The 19,799-nt window shown below is 42.6% G+C and carries 13 protein-coding genes; 4 read left to right on the forward strand and 9 right to left on the reverse strand.

Annotated elements, in window-relative coordinates; translation table 11 throughout:
- Positions 1-740: 740 nt before the first annotated feature.
- A complete protein-coding gene (locus H6G08_RS31640; RefSeq protein ID WP_190550415.1) occupies positions 741-3,182 on the reverse strand; it encodes a GH116 family glycosyl hydrolase in 2,442 nt (813 codons plus the stop codon).
- A gap of 316 nt (positions 3,183-3,498) precedes the next feature.
- Here H6G08_RS31640 and H6G08_RS31645 point away from each other — a divergent pair, with 316 nt between their 5' ends.
- From H6G08_RS31645 to H6G08_RS31655, 3 genes are all read left to right on the forward strand, one after another.
- Complete coding sequence (locus tag H6G08_RS31645; RefSeq protein WP_190550417.1) at positions 3,499-3,972, forward strand: hypothetical protein; 474 nt, start codon at positions 3,499-3,501, stop codon at positions 3,970-3,972.
- 68 nt (positions 3,973-4,040) lie between these two features.
- Positions 4,041-4,292: a hypothetical protein gene (locus H6G08_RS31650; protein ID WP_190550419.1), complete on the forward strand. Its 252-nt coding sequence runs from the start codon at positions 4,041-4,043 to the stop codon at positions 4,290-4,292.
- Positions 4,293-4,622: 330 nt separating this feature from the next.
- The gene (locus H6G08_RS31655; RefSeq protein ID WP_242046353.1) at positions 4,623-5,315 is read left to right on the forward strand and encodes a transposase; all 693 of its coding nucleotides are present in this window, start codon (positions 4,623-4,625) and stop codon (positions 5,313-5,315) included.
- 108 nt (positions 5,316-5,423) lie between these two features.
- Here H6G08_RS31655 and H6G08_RS31660 read toward each other — a convergent pair whose 3' ends face one another.
- Positions 5,424-5,759, reverse strand: coding sequence for a CU044_2847 family protein (locus H6G08_RS31660; RefSeq protein WP_190550421.1), 336 nt, complete (start codon positions 5,757-5,759; stop codon positions 5,424-5,426).
- Positions 5,760-5,828: 69 nt separating this feature from the next.
- Here H6G08_RS31660 and H6G08_RS31665 point away from each other — a divergent pair, with 69 nt between their 5' ends.
- Complete coding sequence (locus H6G08_RS31665; protein ID WP_190550423.1) at positions 5,829-9,311, forward strand: nSTAND1 domain-containing NTPase; 3,483 nt, start codon at positions 5,829-5,831, stop codon at positions 9,309-9,311.
- A 49-nt stretch (positions 9,312-9,360) separates the two neighbouring features.
- Here the strand turns inward: H6G08_RS31665 and H6G08_RS31670 are convergent, their stop codons facing one another.
- From H6G08_RS31670 to H6G08_RS31700, 7 genes are all read right to left on the reverse strand, one after another.
- On the reverse strand, positions 9,361-9,564 hold the full coding sequence (locus H6G08_RS31670) for a hypothetical protein (RefSeq protein ID WP_190550440.1): 204 nt from the start codon (positions 9,562-9,564) through the stop codon (positions 9,361-9,363).
- 540 nt (positions 9,565-10,104) lie between these two features.
- Positions 10,105-11,322: an ABC transporter permease gene (locus H6G08_RS31675; RefSeq protein WP_190550425.1), complete on the reverse strand. Its 1,218-nt coding sequence runs from the start codon at positions 11,320-11,322 to the stop codon at positions 10,105-10,107.
- Positions 11,323-11,446: 124 nt separating this feature from the next.
- Positions 11,447-12,901 (reverse strand): efflux RND transporter periplasmic adaptor subunit, encoded by a 1,455-nt coding sequence (locus tag H6G08_RS31680; RefSeq protein ID WP_190550427.1) that lies wholly within the window; start codon positions 12,899-12,901, stop codon positions 11,447-11,449.
- Positions 12,902-13,683: 782 nt separating this feature from the next.
- The gene (locus tag H6G08_RS31685) at positions 13,684-15,105 is read right to left on the reverse strand and encodes a TolC family protein (RefSeq protein WP_190550429.1); all 1,422 of its coding nucleotides are present in this window, start codon (positions 15,103-15,105) and stop codon (positions 13,684-13,686) included.
- A gap of 109 nt (positions 15,106-15,214) precedes the next feature.
- Positions 15,215-15,886 (reverse strand): ABC transporter ATP-binding protein, encoded by a 672-nt coding sequence (locus H6G08_RS31690; protein WP_277877866.1) that lies wholly within the window; start codon positions 15,884-15,886, stop codon positions 15,215-15,217.
- A 100-nt stretch (positions 15,887-15,986) separates the two neighbouring features.
- The gene (locus H6G08_RS31695; protein ID WP_190550431.1) at positions 15,987-17,264 is read right to left on the reverse strand and encodes an ABC transporter permease; all 1,278 of its coding nucleotides are present in this window, start codon (positions 17,262-17,264) and stop codon (positions 15,987-15,989) included.
- Positions 17,265-17,366: 102 nt separating this feature from the next.
- Positions 17,367-18,926 carry an efflux RND transporter periplasmic adaptor subunit gene (locus tag H6G08_RS31700; protein ID WP_190550433.1) on the reverse strand — a complete coding sequence of 520 codons (1,560 nt, stop codon included), beginning with the start codon at positions 18,924-18,926 and terminating at the stop codon, positions 17,367-17,369.
- Between the last annotated feature and the right edge of the window lie 873 nt (positions 18,927-19,799).

Below are 19,799 nucleotides of genomic sequence, written 5' to 3' on the forward strand. Positions count from 1 at the left end.
TTGCTTAGTTATCATTTTCCAGTGGCTGTTTGTAAGTAAAAGTTTAGAAAAAAAAATTACTAGTAGGTACCATGTATCTTTTGCGTAAGTTTTTCATGAATTACTGATACATTCTCTTTCAAGGTTAATTAAATTCATCAGTAGAAATTTTTAACTTCATCAAAATTTTACTGACTCTTTAAGAATTTCATATTGATTTTATGACGTTTTCCTGCATTTAAAGCCGTTTAACATAAATTGTTAAAAATTTATCTTATTTCATAACTAGAAATTTTTTATTCCGATATTTTGCGCTTATAGTATTGATTTTGACCCATAACCACTCAAGCTATTTTCTTTATCAAAGTAAAAAATGTTAGTAGTGAACATAAAATTTGTGCAGTTTAGTAACCTGAAGGATTAGAGCTAGCGATACCGGAAGATGATGACAGCATAGCTTTTCCAGCTTTAATAGTTGACATCTTGCCTGGTATTACTTATATTTTCTGTTGAATTTTGAAACACCCGGAAAATCACATTACAGATATAAATACACAGTGATTCAGCTACAAGTAAAGTAGGCTGCAAAACGCAAATCATAAAACTTATATATTTTTTTTTATGTATCTTTAGTTGCAAATTTCAAAATACTTAAGTAGAGAAGAAGGGGGGCTAGGGGCTAGGGGCTAGAGGGGGAAAAAGAAGCAAAAATTAATTTTCAATGCCCAATGCCCAATGCCCAATGCCCAATGCCCAATACCCTAATAAACTAAATAAATTGCCCAGATAGCCATTGCTCTGAGATAAGTGCTGGCGCGGAAGGTACCGGATGCGGTGATGGCTTCGGGTGTGCGGAACTGTAAACCGTTGTCGTAAATTTGCTTGACTACGGCTTGTGTTAAGCGCAATGCTTCATCCTTCATTCCCATCTGGACGAGAAAAGCTGCTATTCCAAAGTTAATACCTGTCCAAACTTCTAGGGGGTGTGTGGCTTTGGGGTTCTCTGGCGAACCGTCGGGAAGAACGCCGTTTGCTGCACCGAATTGACCATTTTGGAATTTGAGGAAGCAAGCATCATATACTGTTTGCAGGGCAGATAAAGCGCGATCGCTCTCTACAATATCCGGTAATCCCAGTAACCTGGCGTAAAATTGTCCGCATAGTTGATCCGCCATGACGACATCAGAACCACTCTCGCTATCTAGGCGGTAATATTTACCATTCCAGAGTTTTGCTTCGTAGATGAGGCGAGATTGTTGCAACCAAGTTTGATATGTGGATTTTTGCCTTCCTAACTCCTCTGTGTTCTCTGCGCCTCTGCGGTTCATTAATAAAATATCACTAATAGCGATCGCAGCTTCTAAGGCTGCTATCCACAAACCGCCGCAATATGCGCTGACACCTTGTAACCGCCAATCATCAAAGGTTTGATCCGGTGCGCCAGAATTTTCGGGAATCCCATCACCATCTTTATCAAAAGTCTTGAGGTAGTCGAGAGTTTGCACAATTGCATCCCAACAATCTGCAAGGAACTGCACATCATCAGCGCCGGTGAGCAGAAAATCTCGGTATACTTGCAAAACAAAATCGCTGCCTAAATCTTTCCATAAATTGCAGTCTTGGTAGCAGGTGTAGTTGGTTTGCTCCCAGACATGCTCATTCGGTGCGCCTAAATCGTGGGGTGTTGCGCCTGCAATTTTGCGCGGTGCGGTTGTGGTGTCTGCGCCAATTGTATAGTAATAACCAATGATGCGTTGATTGTCGTCGCTTTGGGGAATCGCTCTTGCAAAAGCGCGAATAACTGACTTTTCCAGTTCGGGGAATAACATCAGCAAAGCGAAAGAACCATACAAGCGCACATCTAAACTTTCATACCAGCGATAATCTAAGCATTCTAGTACGGCAAATTGACCGATGGGATCGAGTTCTGAGGCTGCACTCCAAAGTGTACCACCACTGGTAAGGTCATATAGCTCGTTAAATAAAGCCATTTTCAACCAAGCTGGTAAATCTTCCCGTTCCAGGATGGGTTGCTGCCAAGTTTGAATTTGCGATCGCCAATTTTGATATTCTGTTAAAGCAGTAGATGCGATCGCCCAAGCATTTTTACCACTACGATTAAAGAAATCTGTATATCTGCGGTAATAGTTAATTCCGGCTGCAAATTCTGTTACCGGGCAATCCCAAGCTAAGGCAAAGGGAATTTCTAAAGATTCCCCTGGTTGCAGAGTAAAACGAATTGCGATCGCTGCTCCTACTTGTGTATTATCTGTTGCAGAGGTTTCATCAACATAATTGGGCAAAGAACCATCACGAGCAAAGCTTTGCCACAACTCCTCACCCCTACCCGCCGGATTCCAGCGCGTATGATAAAACACTTCTACCTGGGGATGCTTCAAGGTAGCGATACACCAGCTACCATCACCCTCTTGCACAGGTTGATTCTCTGTAACTTGGGATAAAAAACAACCAATGTATTCCTGATTTTCGACTAATTGGTTGTAATTACCTTGACTCTCCCCCAAACGCAGCTGATATTCATATACTGGACTTCCATCATCGCGTATCTTCACCTTGGGCGACTTCAACGCATTCGTAAACCAGCCCACCATATTTTGCCAGGTGAGCATAATACTCAAAGTAATCGGTGCATTTGTGCGATTATGGGCATTCCAGAGAAACACCGCTACCGGATAACTAGTTTCTTTGTAGTTATTTGCCCAAATCGGGGAAAACTGCTCGCAAGTTAACTGCGCTTGTAAGACATTTTCATAGACAAACCAACTCCGGGGATACAAAGCATGATAAGTACCCGTGTGAACATTTCCCCCTTTCTCCCTGCTCCCCTGCTCCCCTGCTTCGGAAGCTGGATACCATCGCCAAGCACTGAGACTACCATCCTCCGGTGCTGCGGTAGATAAAGCGTAAGCTTGAGAAGATGAGCCAGAAGACTCAAACACGCTGAATTGACAGGCGGCGATATTCTTAAAAGTATGCTCTCCCCCGTCAATATGCCATAAATTAAAGTCTCCGCGAGAAGAACGCCCGATACAACCAGCACCAAAGCCACCTAAAGGCATACCATGCCAAGGGCCATCATCAATATTGCTAGCATAACGGACAGTGTAGGGCTTGTCCCAACCAAGACCAAGGGGACGATTCCAAGTGTAAGAGGGAATTACGGAAGAGAGCGGATTTGTCATCGCCTGATTATACAGCGTGCGGTTACGCTAATGAAGCCTAGCGCGATGTGTGATTTTTCTCAAGTGATGAAGGAAGGCAGAAGGCAGAGGGCAGAGGGCAGAAGGGATGTATTATCTGGATGATTGGTTAAAATATTAATGCGATTGTTGGCAGTTAAAGGTTTTATTAGGTTTAATCGTCTTTGGTTTTAAACTATTATCTTTAGCTTGCTGACAAAAGCTACAAAATATTCTGCCTTTTTCCATCATCTCATTGTAATTTACATGGTATATGTGGGCACTCTAAATTTAAGTAAAATTTAGGAGGATAATTTTCATGTCCACAGCCCCAATTAGCGCCACACTGGCACAAAAACAGAGAGATGAAGTGTTACAAGCGATCGCCACTATTAAAGAAAAGCTACCATTTTTAATTGATTTAACAAACGAAGAGCGTAAAGCATTACCGAAGATGGGAGATAAAAGCCGCGCTTTTGTTAGTAAAGCATTAGAGGTAGCTAGCCAGAATCCAGAGTTCTTACCGCGATCGTTTGACCTGGAAGAAATGCGCAAAGACATACAATTATTTGAGGCGTTATATCCTGTATTGCTGTCACTTTCCCAATTACATGAATTAGTCGATGATACATCTCTAGCAGTGGGTAGCGAAGCCTATGCAGCCGCCTTACAAGTGTACAACTACGCCAAAGCTAGCGGACAAGGCGGTGGTTTAGAGACAGTAGTTGAGGAAATGGGGCAAAGATTCAGCCGGAAATCTCGCAAAGCCAAGCTAGAAACAGCAACCGCGTAGAAAATCACTCGAAAGTTGCACTTGAGAACTCGGAACTTCGAGTAAATTACTCGGCGTTTCGAGTTCCGATGATAAATGATAGTGTAAAAAGAGCGATCGCTCCGGCTTTTTACTCGGAACTTCGTGCTTTGAAGTGCAACAGTCGAGTTCCGATGACGAATGATGGTGCAAAAAGAGCGAATATTGCCCTTCCAATCATCTCGCGATCAACACAAAACATCAAACCCCCACAAATATATTACGTAGGGGCTAGGCAACGCCTCGCCCCCCAGGAAATATGCATCACAGCCAACAATTTAGATATAATCATCCCCAGATAAATCAGCATATTTGATATTTAAAATATCCGCTGCCCAACAATATTGTGATTCGTTGAGTTGCCATATCGGTTGGGGGGCATGGCATTGCCATGCCCCTACGGGTTTAAATCAAAATTAGGACAAAATATGCAATAAATACAATACCCATAATCCATCGCCACCATCCATAAACTCGTAGGGGCTAGGCAATGCCTCGCCCCCCAGTAAATATGCATCACAGCCAACAATCTAGATATAATCATCCCCAAATCAATCAGCATATTTGATATTTAAAATATCCGGTGCCCAAGAATATTGTGATTCGTTGAGTTGCCAAATTGGTTGGGGGGCATGGCATTGCCATGCCCCTACGGTGTATATGTTGATGGATGGCAAAAATGTCGATTACAATGGGCAAAAATTGCAAATATTCAAATTCAAAAATTAATGCCCTACGATCCGCAAAAACACCATCGTCGTTCTATTCGCTTGAAAGGGTACAATTACACTCAAACTGGTGCATATTTCATCACTATTTGCACTAAAGGACGGCAATGTTTATTTGGTAATGTGGTTCAGGGTGAAATGCAATTAAATACTTTAGGATATATTGCCTTTAACTGTTGGCAAACAATACCCGATCATTTTCCTCACATTGCATTAGATACATTTATAATCATGCCTAATCATGTACATGGCATCTTAATTATTATCGATAACTCTGTTGGTGGTTTGCATTGCTATCCCTTCAATCAAAACATCGAATACAACATAGGAAAATTCGGTAAACCTTTACCTGGTTCTATTTCTACGGTTATTGGTAGCTATAAAAGCGTTGTTAGCAAACGTATTAATATAATTTGGCAGACTCACAGCCAATCAATCTGGCAACGCAATTTTTACGAACTCATTGGTAGAGAAGAAAAATCTATAAATAACATTCGAGAATATATTGTCAATAATCCCCGGCGTTGGGCAGATGATCCAGAAAACCCGCGACATAATTCTGATATTCAAGATTATCTTTTTAATATCCCTTTTTAATTAAAAATCCTGCAATATCCCATAAATATCAATCCACATTGAGATGCATATCATCGTAGGGGCACGGCAATGCCATGCCCTGAGAATAAATATATAAAATGCGGCGAATTATGGCTTTTTATTCGCCAAATTATACTTAACCTCGATTTCAAAATTACTTTCTGCCGAACCTTCAGTTAAAAACGGAATCCCCGTTTTCCCACCCAACTTGATGCCAAATTTAACAGTTACCTCTTCTGCATCAGGTATATTCTTAAAAGCCCCGACAGCTAACTTGGCATAATTACGAATCTTGTTCTGAAACTCATGAATATTGACTGTAGGTAAAGCATCGCGATATCCGGGTTCATCATCTTCTGGAACTTCCGCAGCTTCCTTTGATTCCAAGTAGATTTCGTACTCTAAATCCTCATCTTTGACAATCAGCCTTTGTACTTCTGACATTTGCTTGCCTCAGTTAGTTTTTTAGTTGTTATTCTAGTAATATTACGTAAAAATGACTGCTACAGAGATATGGCTCGATATGCCCTGGTAATTGGCATTGCTAAGTATGACAACTTCAACAACCTGCCAAAAGCCGTTGATGATGCGGAAAAAATCGCACAACTCCTCAGACAATACGGTCGGTTTGATATTCAGCCGTTACCTGGTAAATTAATCGAGAGTGAAAATCTCTGGCAAGTCACTGCTGATAAAAAATTACTGGGTAAAGAACTCGGTCAAGCGGTGAGGCTGTTTTTACTGGAGAAAGCCAAAGGTAGCGAAGCGCTGATTTATTTTGCAGGACATGGATTTGAAGCAACCAGCAACACAGGTATAACGAAGGGGTTTTTGGCTACTTCAGATTGTCATAAAGATGGGCAAAATGCGATCGCCTTTGATGACTTTAATACCTTAATCGCCAAATCTCAACTCAGCAGTCTGGTGGTACTGTTAGATTGCTGTTATGCTGGCTCCTTGCTAGAAAGAAGTTTCATCAGATCCAGTTTCCCAATCTTCAATAGCAAACAAGACTACTGCTTAATTACCGCCTCCCGCGCATTTGAAAGAGCTAGGGAGGATGCAGAAGGTGGGATTTTCACCAAAGCAGTCCTCAAAGGATTGTCTCAAGATAAAGCTGATGATACTACAGGGGAAGTCAACGCCAACGACTTGATGAGCTTCGTATCACGGGAACTCAAGGGAAGCGGACAAGAAGCAATTTACATGGGTGGTGGGAGATCCATTCCTCTGGTGTTTTATCGGCCAAAGAATCCCGTCAAGTCTGGGGTGGTAAGTGATGAATGTCCCTATCGGGGATTACAAGCTTTTGAGAAAGAACATGCCAAATTCTTTTTTGGTAGGCAGAAAGTAGTTAACTTAATTCAACAGAAACTCACGCAAGCTAACTTTATTCCCATCATTGGCGCATCGGGTAGCGGTAAATCTTCTGTAGTGTTGGCGGGTTTGATTCCCCAATTAAATGAAACTGAATGGCAAGTATTAGAACCAATAAAACCAGGATTTGAACCTTTAATTAAGTTGAGAAGCGCTTTTCAAAGATTCTTTCCTGGTGCTAAAAATGAGAAGCAGCTTAAAGAATTGATTGAAGATAAGCAAAATAATTTATCTGCAATTCTCGAAAATATCCCAGGTTCAGCAAAATTATTGCTTGTAGTCGATCAATTTGAAGAAGTATTTACTGGTGGTGCTAGTCCACAAGAAAAGCAAAGATTTATTCAACTGCTGACACAGGTAGTAGACATTAGCGATGGGCGGTTAGCAGTGGTAATTACCATGCGAGCAGATTTTCTCGAACCCTGTTTGCAATATGAATCCTTAACCCAGATAATTCAAGTACAGGCTGTTTATATAGGAGATTTAACTGGAGTTGATTTAAAGGCGAGCATCACTGAACCTGCCAAACTTCAGGGTCATAGTGTTGAAGAAGCGCTACTATTAAAAATTCTCCAAGATGTGAAACAAGAACCTGGATTTTTGCCCTTATTGGAGTTTGCTTTAACTAAACTCTGGGATAAACGCGATCGCAATAAACATCAACTCACCCTAGAAGAATATGAAAAGTTGGGAGAATTAACTGGGGCGTTAAATCTTCATGCAGAAAATGTTTATCACTACCAAGATTTTGAGGAAGAATCGCCAACTCAAGAACGCAATCAGCAAGAGAAGGAATGGATTAGGCTGATTTTTTTGCGCTTACTGCGGACAGGAGAAGGAGAAAAAGACACCCGACAGCGCCAACCAAAAGCCACAATCTTAAATATTGCAGGTAATGACCCCAATCAACAGCAACAACTCAGGGAATTACTAGATGGGGAAGCGGGATTAGTTAAAGGACGCTTGTTAGTTACAGGGAAAGATGAAACAGGAGAAGCTTGGATTGATTTAGCCCATGAAGCTTTAATAGAAGGTTGGCAGCAGTTTGCCCAGTGGCGACAACAAGACCGAGACTTGCGGCGGTTAAGAGATAGATTAGCAGATACTCGACGGGAGTGGAAAAATAAAGGAGAGAATGATACATATTTAATGCAAGGCGGATTGCTGGCGGAAGTGAGGGATAGCTGGCAACAGTTGCAGCTTTATTTACAATCACCCCAGAAAGATAAAGATTTTTACAAACGTAGTGATGCTTACGAAAAAGACCGCATTGCTGAACTAGAAAGGGCACTTACTGAGTCTCAATTGCGAGAAAAGGCGGTGAGGGTAGAGAATTTATTGCCCGTTCAACCCCTAGAAAGTCTAGTTTTGGCGATTCAAGCTATGGGTGAGAATCACGATAAACTACCTCAGCAGATTCTTGCACCGATTCAATACAGCTTGAGTCGAGTGACAAATAAAGCCAGAGTCTCCATTCCCTTGCTTGGGGATGAGGATGTTGTCAGGTCTGTCGCCATCAGCGGCGATGGTCAGACGATTGTCAGTGGCGGTAGTGACGGCACAGTCAGGTTGTGGGACATTCAAGGTCATCCCTTAGCTGAATTTTTCCAGAGGCATCAGGGTTCTGTCATGTCTGTAGCCATCAGCAGCGATGGTCAGACGATTGTCAGTGGCGGTAGTGACGGCACAGTCAGGTTGTGGGACATTCAAGGTCATCCCCTGGTTGAACCCTTCAGGGGGCATAAGGGCGTTGTTGTGATGTCTGTAGCCATCAGCGCTGATGGTCAGACGATTGTCAGTGGTGGTGAAGATGGTACGGTGCGGTTGTGGAACCTCCAAGGTCTTCCCTTAGCTGCACCCTTCTGTGGCCATGAGCATAGTGTGCGCTATGGGGGTCATGTCACATCTGTCGCTATTAGTGCGGATGGACAGACAATTGTCAGTGGTAGTAATGACAGTACAGTGCGTTTGTGGAACCTTCAAGGTCATCCCTTGGGTAAGCCTTTCTGCGGTCATAAGGATTGGGTCTATTCTGTCGCCATTAGTGCTGATGGGCAAATGATTGTCAGTGGTGGTCGTGATGGTACGGTGCGATTGTGGAACTTTCAAGGTTATCCCTTAGCTGAACCCTTTCGTGGCTATGAAGGTGGTGTTGTGTCTCTCGCCATTAGCCCAGATGGGCAGAAAATTGTTAATGGTGGAGATGATGTCACAGTGTGGTTGTGGAATCTTCAAGGTCATCCTTTGGGTGAACCTTTTCATGGTCATAAAGGTGCTGTCAATTCTGTCGCCATCAGCGCCGATGGGCAGACGATTGTCTCTGGCGGTGATGACGGTACAGTGCGGTTGTGGAATTGCCAAGGTTTTCCTTTAGGTGAACCGTTGCGTGGTCATGAAGGTGCGGTCAATACTGTCGCCATTAGCGCTGATGGGCAGACGATTGTCTCTGGCGGTGAAGACGGTACAGTGCGGTTGTGGCGGGGTGGTTGGCGTGCATGGTTACAAGTCTGTTGCGACAGGTTGCGTTACCATCCCATCTTCACCAACCCGCCAACCGAGGAAGCAAAAGCCGCTTGCGAAGTCTGCCGCAAATATGTTTGGGACAATGAAAATTTGTAAAGGCGTAGCAATGCTGTGTTTTGAAGATAGTTTGTAGTTATTATCTCCATCATGGAGCTTCAGAACTCCAGCTTTCACTGTCAAAACTCGGAACTTCGTGTTCGGAACTCGGAACTTCGTGTTCGGAACTCGGAACTTCATGTTCGGAACTCGGAACTTCATGTTCGGAACTCGGAACTTTGTGTTCTGAACTCGGAACTTTGTGTTCTGAACTCGGAATTTTCGGTTCAGAAGTGCAACATCCGAGATCCAAGGGTGAATGATGGTGAAAAAAAGGCGAATATTTTCCTAAATATCTTCTTTTCAGCAGCTTGCAAACTCAAGCTAGCACAAATATCTTTCATCGGGGCATAAAAATCTTACGCCCTCAGAGAATTTTTTACCAATGCCGAGAATTTTTTTGGTAATTTTCTCTCAAAAAATTGGCATGATGCAAATTTAATCTGCACCGGGAAAAATAATATTGTTATTCGTTGAGATGTTAAATGGGTTGGAGGAGGGCACGGCATTGCCGATGCCCCTACGGTATTATTTTATGGATGAGGAATAGTTTATCGTTGAGATGTTAAATGGGTTGGAGGAGGGCACGGCATTGCCGATGCCCCTACGGTATGATTTTACGAATGACGAATAGTTGATCGTTGAGATGTTGAATCGGTTGGGGGAGGGCACGGCATTGCCGATGCCCCTACGGTATGATTTTACGAATGACCAATGACAAATGAGCATTGACCAATGACAATTGTACAGACGCGATTCATCGCGTCTCTGACAAATGACCATTGACCAATTATCACGCGCTTCTTAAGGCGACAATTGGATCGAGTTTGGCGGCGCGTCTTGCAGGTACGACGCCAAAGAATAAACCGATTCCGCCGGAGATACCAACAGCCATTGTAATTGCTACAAAAGAAATGCCAGCTTCTAAAGGTGTTAAGGCGGCGACTAAGAAAATTCCACCAACACCAACCGCAGTACCGACAACACCACCAATGGCGGAAACAATTACGGCTTCAATGATGAACTGTAACAAAATATCTTGCTCGGTTGCACCGATGGCTTTGCGCAATCCGATTTCCTGGGTGCGTTCGGTGACGGATACTAGCATAATATTCATAATGCCAATACCGCCGACGAATAAGGAGATACCCGCGATCGCAGCTAGCATGATTGTTAATGCACCTGTAATCTGCCCGACTGTTTGCAAAGCATCTTTTTGGGAACGAATGGTAAAGTCATCTTCGCCGTTAATTTTGTGTCGTTGGCGGAGTAAATTTGTAATCTGAAATTCTGCTGCATCAACACTATCGGCGTTTTTGGCAGAAGCAACAATATAGCTTAACTCTAAACCATAGGGAGAAGTCCGCCCAATTAGGCGATTAGCTGTAGTAATAATTGGTACTAATACTGCGTCGTCATAATTCACGCCTAAGTTAGAACCTTTAGCAGCGAGAACGCCAATCACTTGAAAGCTAGTATTTTTAATTCTTAACTGCTGTCCAACAGGATTACTACTACCAAATAATCTTTCGGCTAAATCTGCACCTAATACAGCAACTTGGTTGCTGCGTTTCATATCAATATCGGTGATAAATCGCCCTTTCGCCGTTTCAAAATCCCTAACTACCAAAAAACTGGGAGTTGTACCAATGATATTGACATCGGTATTGCGATTGCGGTAAGTCACAACTTGACGGCTATTTAATTCTGCCGTCACATTAGCTACAGTGGGTACTTGAGATGCGATCGCTTCTGCATCTTCCAAAACCAGAGTTTTTGGTAAATCTCTGGTGATACGTTCGGTTTCTTGGTTACCGGGAATCACAAATAATGTATTCGGCCCCAAAGACTCAAGCTGCTGGGAAACATACCTTTGTCCGCCTTCGCCAATCCCAATCATCGCAATCACCGAAGCGTTACCAATGACAATCCCCAGCATGGTAAGCGCACTGCGCAACTTATTCGACAGCAGGGTTTTCCCCGCCATTTGGATGCTTTCTAAGAAGTTCATTTATCAAGAGACGCGATGAATCGCGTCTGTACAATTATTATTGGGCATTGGGCATTGGGCATTGGGCATTGAAAATTAATTGTTGTTCCCCTGCCCCCTGCTCCCTGCCCCCCTGCCTTTTCCCCTAGTCCCTCTCTATCTTGTAATCCTTGGGTGGATTTACAAAAATGCGATCGCCACTTTTGACGCCTTCTAAAACCTGGATTTGGTCTTTGATTTGGGCACCGACAGTGACTTGGCGAAATTGGGGTTTATTGTTTTCGTCGGGGACGAGTACGCCTGTTTGACCTTTTTCGGTGACGATGGCGACGGTAGGTAATACTAAGGCATTGTTGACGCGATCGCCAATAAAGGTTAAATCTACATTCAAGCCTGAGCGCAGCTTATCTAAACCTGTATCTAATGCCACCCGCACTTGGAAGGAAGTTACGCCCTGTTCTACTACTGCTTCTGGTGCTATTAGGCGCACGTTACCTTTAAATATTTGGTCGGGGTAAGCATCAGCAACGATTTCTACCTGTTGTCCTGGCTTAATTCTGCCAATGTCTGCTTCGGGAACTTGGGCTAAGACTTCTAAACCCCGCGCTACAGCGACAATGGAACTAGATGTTGCTGAGGCGCTACTCGATGCGGAAGTAGTTGGTGTAACAAATGAGCCAACGTTAGCGTACTTCTGGGTAACAATACCGTCAAAAGGTGCGCGAATTACTGTGTCTGCAAGTCTTACCTGGGCTGCTTTTAACTGTGCTTGGGCTGCTTTTACAGCTGCTTGGCGTTGGGCAATTTCCTCAGGACGGCTACCATTTTGTAACAGCACTAAAGCGGCGCGGGCTTCAGTAACGGCGGCTTCTCTAACGTCGATTTCTTCGCTGCGAGTTCCACTTTGCAGCAGAGAGAGGCGTTTTTGCGTTTCTTGTAAACTAGCTTTGGCGCGGCTATTTTCACTGATATATTGATCGAGCTGATCTTGAGAAGTTGCGCCTTGTCTGGTTAATTCCCGATATCTCTCGACTCTGGCTTGGGTTAAGTTAACTTGGGCTTGAGCTGATTCTACCTGCGCTTGCGCCTGGCCGATTTCTTGGGTGCGATTACCTGCACGGGCTGAGGCTAACTGCGCTTCTACTTGGGCTAAACGCGCTTTGGCTTGGGCGATTTCTTGGGGACGACTCCCGGCGCGGGCTTCATCGAGTTGGGCTTGGGCTTGGGCAATATTGGCTTGATATTGGAGAATTTGCGCTTGAATTTCCCCCACATCCATCCGGGCAATTACTTGTCCTTGTTTAACGCGATCGCCTTGTTCAACATATAATTCACCCAACACCCCCGGATTTTTGGGACTGATATTTACACTCTGAACTGGTACTACCTTCCCACTAGCAGCAATCCGCAAAGTAACAGTTTGGGTTTCTACAGGAACCGTTAATTCCGAAATATCTTGTTTGTTATTTCCCTGATTCACTAAATTATAGGTAGTAGTACTACCTACAACCAATGCACCTGCTGTTACTAGTCCTATCAGCCAGCGCATCGGATACTTAATTTTTTTGCCAATCACGGGGATTTCTACATACGTATTCATGATACCAGCCGATAAGGATTGTTTTGCGGAAATAGCTGTTAGTTAATGGGCTATGAGGGCAGTTTTTCAGAGAATCAAGTTTAGAATAAAGCCTAGTTATTTATTAACGGACTCAATATTCTCTTGCTCAGTTATAGCTTAATTTCCTTTAATTTTAGCTATTACCTGTTTGGCTTAACTTCACCTGAATGGGTGAGTTACAATCAGCAGTAAAGACTCAGTCCTTATTCCCATCTAGAGCATAAATTTAGCCGATATAAACGAAGAGATTTTAAGCCTTATACCAATTATAAAAAACAATGCGACAGACTGTAGGGGCATGGCAATGCCATGCCCTCCTAGAATATATTGATGTTTCGCCAACATTATTTAACTTGGTCTTGTACTAATTCACATAATGTTGGCGACAAATAAATTCTTTGTAGGGGCAAGGCACCAGTAAGATAATTTGATATACCGAAAGATTGTGGATGCCGTGCCCCTACCCATCTGTCGCATTCTTCTTTCAAAATGGTATTACCTGATGCCTATCCTCATAGAGATAATTGTGAATATCTTACCCATTCAGCATCTTAAAATAACCATTCTTGAGGTTGAATAATATAGTTAGATGAATGGTATCTATCAAGGAAACTAATTTATATAGCACACCAGTAAATACAAAAATAGCACTAAAATGCTGACTATAAATTGAGCTATAGTTAGCATTTCATATTTGAAAAAATCAGACTAAATTTCAGACTCCAAAAAGATTTGATTTTGATAATTCCTGTGCTAAAGCACTAACGCGCAGTTCTCGAAGTGACGGAACGCTGTAAATTAGCCAAAGCGCGATTATAATCTAAAATCGCTGTCACTCGATTACCTTCAGCCCTAGTTAAGTCATTTTCCGCAGAAATCACTTCAGTTTGCGTACCCACACCAGCTTGTAAACGCAATCTAGCTATTTGCAAAGCTTCTCTAGCTTGGGTTAAAGCTAAAGTTGAAGTTTGCACGTTATCTAAATTAGACTGCAACTGAAAATAATATTGTTCCACATCAAAGCGGATGAGATCGCGCTGGTTAGCAAATTGAGTTTCTGCGATCGCAATATTAGCACGTGACTGCGCTGCTCTAGCTCTAGCTGCACCACCATCGAATAAAGTTAAATTAGCTTGTAATCCTACAGAATAGCCATCAGCAACGCTAATTGAATCGTTATACCTATCCTGCAAACTGTAAATCCCATTTAAACCCAGTTGCGGACCTAATTGCGACAGTGCTTGTCGGCGTTGTTGTTCAGCTTGATTGCGTTGTGCTAAAAATTGCGGTAATTCTGGGCGATTTTGATAAGCTTGGATAATGGTTTGTTCGAGTGTTAACTGCCATAAACCCGCTATTCTCACCGGATCGACGGCAGTAATATCTATTGATTGTGGCAAACTTAAAAGAGTAGCAAACTGACGCCGAGCTATTCTTTGTTGAGATATTGCATTAGTCAGTTGTTGTTGAGCATCAGCTAAATTAACTTGCGCTTGCAATACATCAAATTGCGTACCTACTCCCGCTTCTAGTCGAGCTTGAGTATCGCGTAAACTCGCCTGAGCATTTTCTACCGCAGAGCGATTAATTCTCACTTGTTCATCTGCTTGTTGTAAATTGTAATATTGGGTAGAAACATTTAAACCAATTACCGCAGATTGATTTTCAAAATTTAATTCATCAATCCGTACCTGTTCCTCAGCAAATCGAATACTAGCTTGGCGATTTCCAGATGTATATAGGTCATAATTGATTTGTGCTTGACCGCTAAAGGATGTCGTTGATGGCGATGAACCACCAAAAAAACCATCACCATTATTAGTTAAATTTCCATTAATACTAGCATTAGGAAGTAAAGCCGCCTGAGCTTCCCTGAGCGCACTTTGACTGCGTTCTAATTGAAATTGTGCTGCTTGTAAATCTCGATTATTGCGTTTTGCTAATTCTAAAGCTTGATTTAAACTAATAGGTACAGTTCCCTGAATCCTAACTTCTTCCGGTTTAGTCGGAAATTGTAAAGGATTAGGATTTGGTGTGAGATTATAGAGAACTGATGCTGAATTATTCGTCTGATTTGGAGATTGCAGCGTTTGTGCATCTGCGCTTTTAGTAAATGTTGCAATTAAAAGAGAAACTAAAACAGCCACCCAGGTAAAATGCACGCGGAATAATATCGAGTTCATTGTTAATACAAAAATAATTCGTAATTCGTAATTCGTAATTCGTAATTAAAACTTACGCACAGTCTATGAATTATTGGTATCTTGACGGTTAAATAAATCAAATTTACAATCAACCAACAATTAACCCATCTTGTACGCGGATAGTTCTGTGAGTTTGTGCAGCAATATCTGGCTCATGGGTAACGATGACAATGGTAATTCCTTGCTCATTTAATTCTGTTAATAAATTCATGACTTCGTAAGAAGTTTCTGTGTCTAACGCACCTGTAGGTTCGTCAGCTAAAACTAATGCAGGACGGTTGACTAAAGCACGCGCGATCGCAACTCGTTGTTGTTGTCCCCCAGAAAGTTGACTAGGACGGTTAGCTACACGTTCTTTAAGTCCCACTCTCTCTAATGCTTCTAATGCTCTTTGCTGGCGTTTAGCCTTGGGAATATTGGCGTAAACCATCGGTAGCATGACATTATCTAACGCCGTTGCTCTTGCCAAAAGATTAAATTGTTGAAACACAAACCCAATTCTTTGATTGCGAATATAGGCTAATTCATCATCATTAAAAGTAGTTAAATTTCTGCCTTCAAAAATATAATGTCCTGCCGTTGGACGATCCAAACAACCTAAAATATTCATCAAGGTAGATTTACCCGAACCTGATGCACCCATAATTGCCACATATTCACCTTCCTCTATTGAAAGTTGAATTCCCTTAAGTATGGGAACATCAATTTCTCCTAAATGGTATGTTTTAGTAATAGATTCCATCCAAATCATTGTGGGCATATCAATTTTAGATTTTAGATTTTAAATTTTAGATTTTGAATTTTGAATTTTGAATTTTGAACTTTGAATTTTGAACTTTGAATTTTGAATTTTGAATTAATTAGTCGCTCCTTAAGGCGGTAATTGGATCTAATTTGGCGGCATTTCTCGCGGGAATGACGCCAGCTATTAAGCCAACGGTTAACGAAAGTCCAAAACCAACAATTACTGAGATTAAAGAAATTACAAAGGGAAATTTAAAAATACTGGCTGCACCAAATGCGATCGCAACACCACTCACCATGCCAATGATTCCACCGACAATGGAAATCACGATCGCTTCGGCTAAAAATTGATTTAATATGGCTGAATTCGTCGCGCCTACGGCTTTGCGGATACCAATTTCTCTGGTACGCTCGACTACAGAAACTAGCATAATATTGGCAATGCCAATACCGCCAACTACCAGAGAAATTCCCGCGATCGCTACTACCATGATTGTAAATAAACCCACTACATTGGTTAAAGTACTCACGATATCAGCTTGATTGGTAACGCGAAAATCATCTACTTGCGGTGGATAGATATTGTGACGCAGGCGTAAAAGATTTGTCACCTGAAACTGCGCTGCTTCTAATTGTTCTTGATTGGCAGCTTTGACTAAAATCCCATTTACGGAAATACCTGTTAGGGCATTATTACCAACTAGCCTCGCTGACATACTCGTTAGGGGAATGAAAATTTGGTCATCGCGATCGAAAGGCCCCTGAGAACCTTTAGGTTCCATCACGCCAATGACTCTATAAGCTTCTCCCCGAATGCGGATAGTTTCATCTATAGGGTTAGCACCTTGTCCAAAGAGAGTCCGCAGCACTGTCGGCCCTAGTACAGCCACCTGTGCAGAGGTATCTAGTTCATCTTGAGTAAAATATCTCCCTTGTTGCGGGTAAGTATTTCTCGCTTCTGGGTAGTTTAAATCTGTACCGTAAATTGTGGTTGATGTGTTTTGTCCTTCATAAACAACTTGGGCGTTTCGCTGCAAATAGGCAGAAACAATTTGCGCTGATGGTGCTTGAGTTGCGATCGCTTTTGCATCTTCCCAGGTTAAAGTGCTACTTGAACCCAACCCTTGGCTGATATTCCCGCTTCTCGCCGCACCCGCTAAAATTTGCAGCACATTCGTACCCAACCCTTGTATCTGCTGCTCAACTCCCTTTTGTACCCCTTGACCTACAGAAGTAATCGCAATCACCGAAGAAATACCAATAATTACGCCCAGCATCGTCAATCCTGTGCGTAATTTATTACTCCATAACGTCTCTGCTGCCATTGATAAAATTTCCCACAACGGCACAGTACGGGTATTATTTTTTTTGTAAAAACCCAGGAATTTGAACATAGGGACTAAAGGCTAGGGGGCAGGGAGCAGGGGGCAGGGGGAAAAATGACAATTTTGTACAGACGCGATTCATCGCGTCTGTGAGTCTCTGAGCAATGACAATTAAAGCGAACCACCTTGAGAACGACGACCGCCACCACCGCCAGCACCACCACCGCCGACGCCGGGGAGGACTCCGCCTCGCGGTGTTGATTGGGGTCTAGAACCTGGAGGGAAACTGAGCAATACTTTTTCTGTTCCTGTCAATCCCGATTTAACTTCCGTAAATTTGTTGACGGTGACACCAGTTTCAATGGGAGTAAAGACAGGTTGGTTATCTTTTCCGGGTACATATACACCTGTGGCATTTTCCCGACGAACCACTGCGGCTGTGGGAACTACCAGTGCATTTTCTAACTGACCGACTTGGAAATCTGTAGTTACGTTCATCCCCGAACGCAGTAATCTTTGCGGATCTGTCAGGGTAACTCTAACTTCAAAACTAGTTACGTTTTGGGAAACGACAGATTGAGCCGCAATTTGTCTGACTCTACCTTCAAAAATTTTGCCAGGATAAGCATCTGCCCTAACTGTCACTTTTTGACCAATGCGGATTTTAGAAATATTAGTTTCCGCTAAATTGGCGACTACTTCATTGGTAGAAGCTAAAGCTAAAATAGAAGAAGAAGTAGCAGAAGATACATCACTACTTGCCGTTGTCGGCGTTACAAAGGCTCCCGGATCGGCGTATTTCTTGGTGACTACACCGTCAAAGGGGGCGCGAATAATGGTGTCGTTAATTTGAGCTTGGATATTTTGCAAAGAACCACGCGCAGATGTTACCTGGGCGCGGGCGACGCTGATATCTTCTTGGCGCGTTCCGGCTTGGAGGAGTGCTAAAGCTTGTTTTCTTTGGTTAACTGTCGCTCTAGCTTGCTCAATGTCTTCTGGACGCGAACCGGATTTTTGTAAATTTACTCCTTGCTGGGCTTCATTTACCGCCGCTTGGGCGCTGTCCCGGTCTGCACGTTTTTGATTAACTGTCTGTAGAGAAATACCACCAGAATTGTAAAGCTGCAAATTGCGGCGATAATCGTCGTCTGCTTTCGCAAGAGTGGCTTGGGCACTTTCTAAGCGTGCTTGTGCTTGGGCAATCTCTTGCGGACGATTACCCGCTTGTACTTTTTCCAGGTTCGCTTGGGCTTCGTCTAATTGCGCCTGTGCTTGAGCAATATCTTGGGGACGATTACCAGCTTGGGCTTTTTGCAGATTTGCCTCAGCCTGTGCTAATTGTCCTTGGGCTGAGGTAAGTTGTCCCCGTAGATTGGAATCATCCATATAAGCGACAATTTGCCCTTGTTTGACGATATCGCCTTCTTTGGCTAAGAGTCTTTTGAGAATCCCGGAATTTTTGGGGCTGAGGTTAATTGACCGCTCAGGTTTTACCGTACCATTGGCAGAAACTGCGATCGCTAAAGTTTGTCTTTCTACAGGCTGGGTCAAAACTCGCCGTCTCGCTTGCTGCGCTGGAGCCACAGCTACTTGGTAATAAATTACATAGCCAATTCCCCCCAACAACATCAGAGTAACTAGCCAAGGTAGCCATTTAATCTTGCCTTTGCTTCTTTTAACATCAGTAACCAAAGGTGGTGAATTTACAGGGTTTGAGGCATCAATTGTCATAGCTACTCTTTTTTATTATTGGTAAACATGACTTAACCACAATTTTGTTGTATAAATTCATGCTAGTAATTATCTTACAAAATCTGCAAAATTGGTGCATGACTAAAGTAACTAGTAATGCCCCACTGATATATGACCAAAGTCATCAGTTATGCAAAAATAAAGTGCATGTAATTTATCTAACTTAAATCGCAATTCAGCCAGCAAAAAAACTATTCTGGCTGTGGCTAGTAAGTATTTCATACATCAATAATTTTTATACTTTGCGCCCAATAATTGCAACTATCTTGGGCATTGGACATTGGGCATTGGGCATTGGTAATTAGTCATTTGTCTGTAGGGGCGGGTTCACAAATATCCTCACTGAACAATGATGATTTAAATAACCCCGCCCCTATATTTGTTATTGGTAAGGGCTTTAAGTCCTGTTTATGTGTCATACAATAATTGGCTTTATTTACAGTGATTTACTTACACTGGGAAATCATTTTATTAATTAGCTACCTATTCTATACCTTGATGAAATTATGTAACTTTAGTAGTCAGTTTTATTGCCGATTATTATTCCTCAAGTTGCAATTTAATTCAGCAGGATTACTTACTGTCAGTAGACCTAAAATTTCTGCGATCGCTATTGATTTAATCAGGTGTCTAAATTAACTTAAATCACTTGCAAATAGAGGCTAGGAGCTAGGGGCTAGGGACTAGAAATTAGAGGACAGGAATAGATAAGAAGGAAATACTTAGGGAACTTCAAAAAATAAATCATGACAACAATTTCTCTCCCCTGCCCCCTGCTCCCTGCCCCCTGCTCCCTGCCCCATGCCCCATGCCCCATGCCCCATGCCCCATGCCCCATGCCCCATGCCCAAT

Origin of the sequence: Calothrix anomala FACHB-343 (assembly GCF_014696435.1) — a bacterium.
GTDB lineage: Bacteria > Cyanobacteriota > Cyanobacteriia > Cyanobacteriales > Nostocaceae > Aulosira > Aulosira anomala_A.